Origin of the sequence: Pseudomonas sp. MYb193, from assembly GCF_002966775.1 — a bacterium.
GTDB classification, from domain to species: Bacteria; Pseudomonadota; Gammaproteobacteria; order Pseudomonadales; family Pseudomonadaceae; genus Aquipseudomonas; species Aquipseudomonas paracarnis.
This window is the reverse complement of the sequence record NZ_CP023269.1, coordinates 3,816,419-3,827,614: the sequence shown is the minus strand read 5'-3', so window position 1 is coordinate 3,827,614 and position 11,196 is coordinate 3,816,419. Positions and strand designations below refer to the sequence as shown.

The 11,196-nt window shown below is 63.5% G+C and carries 10 protein-coding genes; all 10 read right to left on the bottom strand.

The genetic code is table 11. From position 1 onward, the window contains the following. Positions 1-7 precede the first annotated feature (7 nt). Positions 8-703 (bottom strand): ABC transporter ATP-binding protein, encoded by a 696-nt coding sequence (locus CLM72_RS17290; protein ID WP_003192343.1) that lies wholly within the window; start codon positions 701-703, stop codon positions 8-10. Next, positions 703-1,452: an ABC transporter ATP-binding protein gene (locus CLM72_RS17285; protein ID WP_014719039.1), complete on the bottom strand. Its 750-nt coding sequence runs from the start codon at positions 1,450-1,452 to the stop codon at positions 703-705. Before CLM72_RS17285 ends, CLM72_RS17290 begins: the two co-directional genes overlap by 1 nt. Next, the gene (locus CLM72_RS17280) at positions 1,449-2,459 is read right to left on the bottom strand and encodes a branched-chain amino acid ABC transporter permease (RefSeq protein WP_105227250.1); all 1,011 of its coding nucleotides are present in this window, start codon (positions 2,457-2,459) and stop codon (positions 1,449-1,451) included. Before CLM72_RS17280 ends, CLM72_RS17285 begins: the two co-directional genes overlap by 4 nt. Before the next feature lies 1 nt (position 2,460). After that, positions 2,461-3,321: a branched-chain amino acid ABC transporter permease gene (locus CLM72_RS17275; RefSeq protein WP_003192337.1), complete on the bottom strand. Its 861-nt coding sequence runs from the start codon at positions 3,319-3,321 to the stop codon at positions 2,461-2,463. A 57-nt stretch (positions 3,322-3,378) separates the two neighbouring features. After that, positions 3,379-4,581, bottom strand: a complete 1,203-nt coding sequence (locus tag CLM72_RS17270) for an ABC transporter substrate-binding protein (protein ID WP_105227249.1) — start codon at positions 4,579-4,581, stop codon at positions 3,379-3,381. Positions 4,582-4,817: 236 nt separating this feature from the next. Beyond that, positions 4,818-5,585, bottom strand: coding sequence for a FadR/GntR family transcriptional regulator (locus CLM72_RS17260; RefSeq protein WP_034127984.1), 768 nt, complete (start codon positions 5,583-5,585; stop codon positions 4,818-4,820). 112 nt (positions 5,586-5,697) lie between these two features. Next, positions 5,698-6,453, bottom strand: a complete 756-nt coding sequence (locus tag CLM72_RS17255; protein ID WP_057975027.1) for a hypothetical protein — start codon at positions 6,451-6,453, stop codon at positions 5,698-5,700. 107 nt (positions 6,454-6,560) lie between these two features. Beyond that, positions 6,561-7,973 (bottom strand): efflux transporter outer membrane subunit, encoded by a 1,413-nt coding sequence (locus CLM72_RS17250; RefSeq protein WP_105227247.1) that lies wholly within the window; start codon positions 7,971-7,973, stop codon positions 6,561-6,563. Continuing rightward, positions 7,966-9,936 carry a MacB family efflux pump subunit gene (locus CLM72_RS17245; protein WP_057974970.1) on the bottom strand — a complete coding sequence of 657 codons (1,971 nt, stop codon included), beginning with the start codon at positions 9,934-9,936 and terminating at the stop codon, positions 7,966-7,968. The genes CLM72_RS17250 and CLM72_RS17245 overlap by 8 nt, the downstream gene beginning before the upstream one ends. 1 nt (position 9,937) lies before the next feature. Continuing rightward, a complete protein-coding gene (locus CLM72_RS17240; protein ID WP_105227246.1) occupies positions 9,938-11,107 on the bottom strand; it encodes an efflux RND transporter periplasmic adaptor subunit in 1,170 nt (389 codons plus the stop codon). Between the last annotated feature and the right edge of the window lie 89 nt (positions 11,108-11,196).

The window sequence follows — 11,196 nt, the reverse complement described above, 5'->3', positions numbered from 1 at the left end:
TCTCCACTCAGGCACTCAAGGCCAGGTAACGGTTTTTGATCGTCGGGTCGGCGCGGAAGTCAGCGGCGCTGCCCTCGTACACCACGCGGCCCTGTTCGAGCACGTAATGGCGGTCGGCGAGCTTGTCGCAGACCATCAGGTTCTGTTCCACCAGCAACACCGGCAGGCCCTCGTCCTTGACCTTGCGCAGGATCTTCACCAGCTCGTCGACGATCACCGGGGCCAGGCCTTCAGTGGGTTCGTCGAGGATCAGCAGCTTGGGGTCGTTCAGCAGGGCGCGGGCGATGGCGAGCATCTGCTGTTCGCCGCCGGACAACGCATGGCCGGCGTTTTTGCGCCGCTCCTTGAGGCGCGGGAACATGGCGTACACGTCTTCCAGCTGCCAGCGGCTGTGCTTGCGGGCGGCGATGCGCAAGTTTTCCTCCACCGTCAGCAGGCGGAAAATCCCGCGGTTTTCCGGTACCAGCGCCAAGCCCTGGCGCGCAATTTCAAAGATCTTTTGCCCCACCAGCGCCTGGCCGTTGAAGTGGATCTGACCCTGGCGCGGGCAGATGATGCCGAGGATGCTGCGCAGGGTGGTGGTCTTGCCGGCACCGTTACGGCCGAGCAGGGTCACCAGTTCGCCAGGGTTGACGCTCAGCGACACGCCCTCCAGCACATGGCTTTTGTCGTAGTAGGAATGGATATTCTCGACGATCAGCATCAGGCAGCCTCCCCAAGATAGGCAGTACGCACACGTTCATCGGCGCGCACGAACTCCGGCGTGCCTTCCACCAGAATCTGCCCATGGCTCATCACCGTGATGCGTTGGCTGATGGACATGACGATGCTCATGTTGTGTTCGATCAACAGCACCGTATGGTCGCGGCCAAGGTCGCTGATCAGTTGGGTCATGATCGGGATATCGTCGATGCCCATGCCCGAGGTGGGCTCGTCGAGCATCAACAGTTTGGGTTTGGAGCAGATCGACATGCCCACCTCCAGCACCCGTTGCTGGCCGTGGGACAACTCACCGGCCAGGGTGTCGGCGCGTGCCGTGAGTTGCAGGCGTTCCAGCACCTGGTCGGCCATCTCCAGGTGTTCGCGCTGGCTGTCCACTCGACGCCAGAAGTTCAAGGCACGCGAGCCATCGCGGCCCTGGGCGGCCAGGCGCAGGTTTTCGCGCACGCTGAGGTTCTGGAACAGGCTGGTGAGTTGGAACGAGCGCGCCATGCCCAGGCCGACGCGGCCGTGGGCGGGCTTGCGCATCAGGTTCTTGCCGTCGAAATGGATCGCCCCGGCGGTGGCCTGGCGTTCACCTGTCAGGCAGTGGAACAGGCTGGTCTTGCCCGCGCCGTTGGGGCCGATGATGGTGTGGATGGTGCCGGCTTCAACCTTGAGGTTGACGCCATTGACCGCATGGAACGCGCCGTAGGCCAGCTCCAGGTTCTGGGTTTCAAGCAAGATACTCATAGCCCGTCCTCCTTGGCGACGACCGCGGGTTTGCGCGCGCCGCGCACCTTCTCGAATAGCGACGCGAGGCCGCCCCACAAACCGCCGCGCATGAATATCACCACCAGGATCAGGATTACCCCCAGCAGCATCAGCCAGCGCGGCCACAGGTCGGAGAGAAAGTCGCCCAGCAGCACGATGGAGCCGGCGCCCAACAGTGAGCCGAACAGCGAGCCGGTGCCGCCGACGATGGTCATGATCAAGATGTTCTCGGACATTGCCAGGTCGATATTCGACAGCGGCACAAAGTGCAGCAGCATGGCGTACAACGCCCCGGCAATCCCGGTGACCGCACCGGACAGCACGAACACCAGGATCTTGAAGTGGCGCGTGTCGTAGCCTATGGCCGAGGCGCGGGTTTCGTTCTCGCGGATCGCCATCAGCGTGCTGCCAAACGGCGAAGCGATGACCCGGCGTGCGCCGATGAAAATCAGCAGGAACAGCACCGCGACAAAACCATAGAAGGCACGGGCATCGGTCAGGGACAGCAACACGGTGTCGCCCACACGAATTTCCGGGCGCGGCACGCTGAGCAGGCCGTTGTCGCCGCCGGTCCAGTCGCTCAGGGTGTAGGCGACGAAGTACGCCATCTGGCTGAACGCCAACGTGAGCATCACGAAGTAAATGCCCGTGCGCCGAATTGCCAGGGCGCCCACCAGCAGCGCCAGGAAACCACCGGCAATCGCCGCGCCGAGCAACGCGGTGAACAGGCCCAGTTGCAGGTGAATCATCAACAGCGCCGCACAATAAGCACCGGCACCAAAGAAGATGCCTTGGCCGAAGGACAGCAGCCCGGTATAGCCCAGCAGCAGGTTGCAGGCCAGGGCGGCCATGGCAAAGATCAGGATCTCGGTGGCCAGGGTCGCCGAGGGCAACACCAACGGCAGGCCGATCAGCACGGCCAACACCCACAGCAACATGGCTCTGGATTGGGTCTTGGCAAACGGCAGCGGGTTTTTATCGCTCATGTCAGGCTCTCCCGAACAGGCCATAAGGGCGTACCAGAATCACCACGGCCATCGCACCGTAGATCATCAGGCTCGCACCCTGGGGCCAAAGTGTGGTCATCAGGCTTTGCACCACGCCCACCAGCAAACCGCCGACCAGCGCACCGCTGAACGAGCCCATGCCGCCGATCACCACCACCACGAAGGCGATGCCCAGAATCTCCGGGCCGACGAAGGGCTGGGCGCCGCGCAACGGCGCGAACAGCACCCCGGCGACACCGGCCAGGGCGACGCCGAGGGCGAAGGTCATGGAGAACAGGCGGAAAATATTGGTGCCCAGTAGCGACACGGTTTCGGTGCTTTCACTGCCAGCGCGCACCAGAGCACCGAAGCGCGTACGTTCCAGCAACAGCCACAGGCCCAGGCCCACCAGGCCGGAAAACACGATAAGGAACAGGCGGTAGTAGGGGTAGACGAAATCACCCACCACCAGCACGCCGCGCAACAGTTCCGGCACGGCGACGCTTTTGCCCACCGGGCCCCAGATCATCACGCTGGCTTCCTGGATGATCAGGGCGATCCCCAGGGTCACCAGAATCTGGAACATGTGGGGCAAGTGGTAGATGCGCTGGATCAGCAAGCGCTCGATCACCCAGGCCAGTGCGGCCACCACCAGCGGCGCGATCAGCAGCGCCAGCCAGAAGTTGCCGGTGAGGCTCACCGCGGTGTAGCAGATGTAGGCACCGAGCAGGAAAAACGCGCCGTGGGCGAAATTGACGAAGTTGAGCAGGCCGAAAATGATCGTCAGCCCCACTGCGATCAGGAAGTAGATCATCCCCAGCCCAAGGCCGTTGAGAATCTGGAACAGGTACAAATTAAGCATGCAGGCACCCTCCGCAGACGGCCGCTTGCACGGCCCTGCGCGACAAAAGTTAAGCGGTCAGCCGAGCGTGCAGCCCGTCGCCTCGACTGCGGGGAACGATTGGCCAGCGCTGAGCACTTTGGCGAGGTCGTCCTTGTCGGCCATGTCGCCGCTGGCCTTGCCGATCAGCAGGTAGTAATCCTTGATCACCTGGTGGTCGCCGGCGCGGATTGACTCCTTGCCGGTCGGGCCTTCGTAGCTCAAGCCTTGCAGGGCCTTGGCCACGGTCGGGCCATCGAAGCTGCCGGTCGCGATGATGGTGTCGAGCATGACTTTGGTGCTGATGTAGTCGGCGGCCAGCGGGTAGGTGGGGTTGATGCCGTACTTGGCCTGGGTCAGCTTGACCAGTTCACGGTTGAGCGGGGTGTCGACCTGGTGCCAGTACTGTGCGCCGAGGTACACGCCCTCGAGCACATCGCTGCCCAGTTCCTGGAACTGATCCAGGCCGGCAGACCACACCAGCAGCACCTTCATGCGCTCCTTGATGCCGAAGTTCACGGCCTGGCGCAGGGTGTTGGACGATTGGCTGCCAAAGTTGAGCAGCACCAGCACATCGGGCTTGGTGGAAATGGCGTTGGTCAGGTAACCGGAGAATTCCTGTTCCTGCAGCGAGTGGTAGCTGTTGCCCACGTGTTCCAGGCCATGTTCCTTGAGTACGCTTTTGGCGCCTTCGAGCAAGGCTTCGCCGAACACGTATTGCGGGGTGATGGTGTACCAGCGCTTGGCGTCCGGCAGCAGCTTGATCAGCGGCACCATGGTTTCGCGTATCGCGCCGTAGGTGGGCACCGACCAGCGGAAGGTCGCCTTGTTGCAGTCCTTGCCGGTGACTTCATCGGCGCCCACCGGGGTCATGAACACGCCGCCGACCTTGTCCACTTCCTTGGCCACGGCCAGGGCGGAAGACGACAGCGTGCAGCCCTGGAAGAACCGTGCGCCGTCCTGCGCGATGGCCTCCTGCACCTTGCGCACTGCCTTGCCGGCGTTGCCTTCGGTGTCGATGACCTTGTAGTTCAGTGGGCGGCCGAGCAATTGGGCGTGTTGCTGCACCGCCAGGCGCGAACCCATGTCGGCAAATTTGCCATAGCTGGCAAAGGCGCCAGACATGGACTTGAGGCCGTAAAAGGTAAAGGGCTCGGCGGCGAATGCCGAACGCACGCTCAGCGGAAGGCTGAGGGCGGCGGCCGCGGTGAGGCTGGCTTTCAATAACGTACGACGCTGCATGGGGTGACTCCCTGGTTTAGTTATTGGCAGGAGCGGCAAGGGCGATACGGTGGAGCAAGGGCCTGTGGGCAGGCTTGTTGTTGGATAACTCGATTTCGCGGGTGAACGGGGTCAACTGTGGGAGCTGGCTTGCCTGCGATGGCATCGACTCGGTCCCTCTGTAACACCGAGGCGCCCGCATCGCAGGCAAGCTGATCCCACATTGATCGGGTTCCCACATTGGATTGTTGGCGTGTTTAAGGGTGGTCGAACTCCAAGAGGAAATGCGGGCTCACCTGGCCTTCCAGCGCGGTCATATGGTGTTCGGCATCGCACATGTGTTCATGCATCAAGCTGCGCACCGCGCTTTCGTCCCCGGCGCGAAAGGCGATCAGCAGTTGCTTGTGATAGTCGAGGTTGGCCGCGTCGAACTGCTTGCGCTTGGGCTTGTAGGCTTTTTTCAGCACCACCAGGTCGCGCAGCAAGTCATTGAGAAACTGCGCCATGAAGCTCAGCAGCGGGTTGGGGCAGGCCCGGGCCAGCAGGTTGTGGAACTCCAGTTCCGCCAGGCGTTGTTCGCGCTGGCCGGCTTCGCTGTCTTCGGGGGCGCTGCAAAAATCCACATTGGCTTGCAGGGCGGTGTAATCGTTTTCGCTCAAACGCCCGAGCACCGACACCGCCAATTCCACTTCGATGACCTTGCGCAGTTGGTAGACCTGCTCGCCGTCCAGGTGCTGGAAGTGCAGGTAATTGCGCAAGGCGCGGCTGGCCGGCTCGGTGCCGGCCTGGTTCAAGTAAGCCCCGCCGCTGGGGCCGGTGCGCGTGCTCACCAGGCCCTCGACCTCCAACGCCTTGAGCGCTTCGCGTGCCGAGCCTTTGGAACACTGGAAGCTTTCCATCAACTCGCGCTCGGTGGGCAGGCGGTCGCCGGGCTTCAAGGCGTCGGTGACGATCGAGCGCTTGACCGACTCGACAATCACATCGGACAGCTTCTGGCGTTTGCGGCGTAGCGGGCGAGTCAGCATGGCGGTGATTTATCGTATTAATGCGGATAAATAGCACTTAATAACGATTGGGGAAGTGCGTCAACGCAGGCTGTCGTTTTTGGTGGCAAGAGGTCGTAAATGCGTGGGCTACTTACTCCCAGGCGCTGAGGTCGAGACAGCGCGTGGACGCCGGCGGTTGTCTACCATAGGCGAGAAAATCCCCCAGCCAGCGGTTGACACAGCCGTCGGCGCCTGCGCGCGCCGACTCCTTGAGCAAAAGTTGCTCGACACCGGTGGCGACTGCTTCGCCAGGCTCGGCATTGATCAGCACCATGCGCCCGACACGCTCGGGAAACAGCGTACCGTAGCGGCTGCCGAGGCGGGTGGCAGCGGCGTTGCCCAGGTAGTTGAGGCGCGCCTCGTCAAGTTGCCCGCGCACGAACTCCATGTCCCGCGCGGCCTGTTCCACGGCATTGCCCTCGCGCAGGTCGCGGGCGCTCAGCTCGATGACGTCATAACGGTCGACCAGGGTGCGATAGGCCTGGGTGGCAAGCGACTCCCAGCGGCTGGCGAGGTGAAGAACGAAAGGCGCGTCCTTGGCCTGGAGGGGTTCGCCGGCCTGGATGAACACGACACCTTCACGGTTGAGCGGTTGCCGTGCGCCTACCCGTGTCACGCTCAAGCTTAGGCGGCCGCGCTGGGGGGCGGCATGGTCGCGGGGGACGTTGACCAGGCCGCATTGGGTGCGGCCAACCACTTGCGGGTTCAAGTGCGCCGTCGTGGTGAGGGGGCAGTCCAGCAGCCAGTCGATTGCGGTGGGGGCGATCAAGGGCTTGGCCAGCGCCAGGTTCGGTATCAACCAGCAGCCAATGCAGGCCAGGCCTTTTACAACAACGCTGGGTTTCATCATGAGGTCCCGGGCTTCCGTGTGATAACGGCTTTTTTACCAAGGACCTTGAGGTGGAGAATGTAGGGTGAAGAAACAACTCGTGTATGAAATATGAGTTTCGTTTATCAGATGTTGGTTTTCCAGCCACCGCCTAATGCCTTGTACAGGGCGATGCTGGCTTGTAGGCGCGACAGGCGCAGTAGCACGTTCTGGTCCTGGGCGCCGTACAAAGTGCGCTGGGTTTCCAGCACCGTGAGCAGGTCTTCGGCACCGGCTTCGTAGCGGCTCTGGGCAATCTGAAACGCGGTCTGCGCCTGTTGCAGCTCCTCGCTTTGCCACTGGCGTTGCTGGTCAAGGCGGGTGATGCTGCTGAGGGCTTTCTCCACATCGGCAAAGCCATTGATGATCGCTCCGCGGTAGGTTTGCAGCAGTTCATCCTGGCGTGCCCGAGCCTTGTCGCGTTCGGCGCTCAGCCGGCCATTGTTGAAGATTGGCGCCATCAGGCCCGAGGTCAGGGTGTAGAAGGGGCTGCGCAGGACCTCTTGGGCCTTGTATGCGCCAGAGCCGAGGGTCGCGCCCAATGTCACTGAAGGCAGCATCGCTGCACGGGCCACCGTGACGTCGGCACGGGCCGCTGCCAACTGGGCCTCGGCCTGGGCGAGGTCGGGGCGCCGGCTCAATAACTGGCTCGGTACACCGGGCCCGATACTCGGCCAGGTCAATGCCTGGAAGGGTTCAGCGCCCAGTTCCAGAGCCTGTACCGGTTGACCGAGCAAGGCGGCCAAAGTGATTTGCGACTCTTCGACCGATTGCTGGATCAGCGGCAACTGCCGTTGCTGGCTGGCCACCAGGCTCTTCTGTTGTGCCAGTTCCAGGGCCGTGGCGGAACCTGCGTCGTGGCGGGTCTGTACCAGGTTCAGCACATTGCGTGCATTGGCCAGGTTGAGCTCGGCAATCTGCAGGCGCTGGCGTGCGGCCAGGGTTTGCGCGTAGCGGTCGGCGACATTGCTGAGCAGGGTCAGCTCTACGTTGGCCTGATCGAACTCACTGGCGTGCAGGCTGTGCACGGCGCTGTCGCGCGCAGCGGCGCGGCCCCCCCAGAAGTCGATTTCATAGCTGGCGGTGAGGCTGGCGTCGTAGCTGTTGACGGTCCGGTTGCTTTCGGTGGCGTCCAGGTCCGAGTTGCCGCTGCCGCGCAACAGCCTTTGCCGGCTGGCGGTGAGGTTGAACTTCAGTTCCGGCAGCAGCGGTGCGCCGGCAATCACCGCCGTGGCCTGGGCCTGACGGACCCGCGCCATGGCGGCTGCTACGTCGAAACTGTCACGACGGGCCTGGTCGATCAGGCGGTTCAACGCCGGGCTGCCAAACTGCGTCCACCAGCGCTGGTTGATGGCTTGGGTCGCTTCGCGTTCTGCATAGTGCCAGGTGGCGGGCGCGGCGAGGCCGCTATCAATGGCGGGTGGGTTAGCGCCACAGGCCGTGAGCAACAGGCACAGGCTGAGCGCTGACAACGGCGGGGTGATTGATCGTTTATTCACTGGTCAACGCCTTAACCGGATCGAGCCGGGCAGCTTTACGGGCCGGCATAAAGCCGAATACGACGCCGGTGACCAGCGCACAGCCAAACGCGCCGAGCACCGCCACCAGGGAAAACTGCACCGCCACTTCAGCCAGCACCAGCACGCCGCCCACCAGCAATGCCAGGGCAATACCGAACAGGCCGCCGACCACCGAGAGCATCACCGCCTCGGTGAGGAACTGGCGCAGGATGTCGCGCTGGCGCGCCCCGGTGGCCATACGGATGCCGATTTCACGGGTGCGTTCGCGCACGGTCATCAACATGATATTCATCACGCCGATGCCGCCCACCAGCAGGGAAATCGCCGCAATCGAGCCGAGCATCAGCGACAGGGTGTTCTGGGTGCGGGCTTCGGCCTGAATCATCGCGGCATTGTTGGTCAGCTCGTAGTCGCGCTTGCCGTTGTGCAGCTTCAGCATCAGCTGGTCGATGGCGCGTTCGGCTTCATGCACCTTGCGTGCATCGGTGGTGGCAATCGCCACGTATTCGGGGTTGTAGCTGCCGAACAGGCGGACACTGGCGGCGCTGTAGGGAATGGCGACACGGTCGTCACTGTCCTTGTTGCCGGAGCTTGAGCCTTTTTCCGCAAGTACGCCGACCACCTGGAAGGGTACGTTCTCGATCAGGATGTATTGGCCGATAGGGTTGGCCACGTCCTTGAACAGTTTTTGGCGGATGCGCGCGCCGATCACGGCGACCGTGGCGGCGGCGCGTTCGTCGGCCTCGGTGAAGTAGCTGCCCTCGACCACCGGCCAGTTGAAGATCTCCGGGAAGTTGGTGTCGTTGCCCCCCACGTAAGCCATGTAGTCGACGTTGCCGAAGCGCACACCCGCGTCGGTGCCGTTGACCGGCATGATGCGCTTGACTTGAGGCAGCGTCGCCAGGGCCGCGACATCGTTGAGGGACACGATACCCAGCGGCGTACGCGGGTTGGGCGAAGACCCGCTGAGGTAGATGATATTGGAGCCGAACGCGCCCATCTGCGCCATGACCTGGCGCTTGCTGCCTTCGCCCACTGCCAGCATCACCACCACCGACGCGACGCCGATGATGATGCCCAGCAGCGTCAGCGCCGTGCGAAAACGGTTAATCCACATCACCCGCCAGGCGGCCTGCACGGCGTCCAGCAATTCGGCTTTCCAGGCACCATTGTGCTCGGCGCCGTCGACCAGGCGTTGGCGCAGGTCCACGGCGTGCAAGGCGCCGGCCGCCACGCTGGGCGTGGCCGCGCGGGTGTCAGCCGAATCGCTGATGATCTGGCCGTCGCGAATCTCAATGATGCGGTTGGCTCGCGCCGCCACTTCACGGTCGTGGGTAATCAGGATGACCACATGGCCCTGGCTCGCCAGTTCGTCGAGCAAGGCCATGACCTCGGCGCCGCTATGGCTGTCGAGGGCGCCGGTGGGTTCGTCGGCGAGGATGATATGGCCGCCGTTCATCAGGGCGCGGGCGATGGACACCCGTTGCTGTTGCCCACCCGACAGCTGGTGCGGCCGATTGCCGGTGCGCTCGGCCAGGCCCAGGCGGGTGAGCAGGGCGCTGGCGCGGGCATGGCGTTCGGCGGCGCTGATGCCGGCATAGATCGCCGGCATCTCGACGTTTTCCTGGGCGGAGCCTGAGGGAATCAAGTGGTAGCCCTGAAACACAAAACCGAAGGCTTCGCGGCGTAGCCAGGCCAGTTCGTCGCTTCCCAGGTGGGCGACGTTTTCCCCGGCGAACAGGTAGTCGCCCTCGGTGGGGCGGTCGAGGCAGCCGAGGATGTTCATCAGCGTCGATTTACCCGAGCCCGACGCGCCGACAATGGCGACGAACTCGCCGGCATGGATCGACAGGTCGATGCCGCGCAACACATCGACCTGCGGGCTGTCGCCGCCGCCGTAGGATTTGCGGATGCCTTTGAGTTCAATCAGGGGCGTGGTCATTTCAGCCCCCATGGCTATCAGCCGGGCCGATCAACAGGTGGTCGCCCTCGCTCAACCCCTCGAGCACTTCCACCCGCAGGCGGTCGCTGATGCCCAGGCGCACTTCACGGTCTTCGATGGCTCCGTTTTTGGCGACCACCCGGGCGATTTGCGCTGCGGAGCCGGGCACGCTTTGCAAGGCGGCGACGGGTACGGTGAGGGCGTCCTTGACCTGGCTGGCGACGAAAAAGACCTGGGTGGTCATCTCGGCCATCAGCGCGTTGTCGGCGTTGTCCACGTCCAGCAGCACCGTGTACAGCACCACTCGGCCAGTGCCGCTCTTGCTGGTGCTGCTCGGGCTGCCGCTGCCCTGGGTTTCGTTCAAGGGCTTGGGCGGGATCGGCAGGATCTGGCGCACGGTGCTGGTCCAGCGCCGACTGCCACCGCTCAGGGTAGTGAAATACGCGCTCATGCCAGGTTTGACATGGCCGATGTCGGCTTCGGAGACTTCCGCCCACACCGTCATGGGCGACAGCTTGGCGATGCGCAGGATCAGCGGCGTTTGCTGTTGCGCGTTGAGGGTCTGGCCGACGCGCGCGTCCACGGCCACCACGGTACCGGTCATCGGCGCGTAGATGCGCGTGTATCCCAACTCGGCCTCATCGCTGCGCAGACTGGCCTGGGCCTGGCGGATCTGTGCCTGGAACATCTCGACCCGCGCCTGGGTCGCGCGCAGTTCTGCCTTGGCGGTCTGCACGTCTTCCTCGCGGGTGGCGTTGCCGGCACTCAGGCGCTGCTGACGCTGGTACTTCTGGTGGGCCAGTTGGTGCTGGGCTTTCTGCTCCTGCAACTGGGCCTGCAGGTTTTCGATGGCATAGCGGCTGGCGTCGAGCTTGGCTTTTTGCGTGGCGGGGTCGATCTCCACCAGCAATTGGCCCTCTTGGACCTGGTCGCCGGCCTCGACGTGGATCTTGCGGATCTGCCCGGAGGCCTGGGCGCCGACGTCGACGTAACGTCGCGGTTGCAGGGTGCCCAGGGCGGTGACGCTGTTTTCGATGTCGGCGCGGGTCACGGTGACGGTGGCCAGGGCGTCGCGGCCCGGCGTCAGGCCCTGCCAGGTGGCAAACGCAACGATGGGAATCAGGCACGCCACCACAAGCAGGGCGCGTCGGGCAGGTCGAGGGCGTTTCATGGGTAGCTTCCAGCCAGGAAAGTTCGGGGCGCAGTCGCGCAGAGCTGACAGGTAAACGAGGAAAATGCTCCGAAATTTAGGCTGTTACA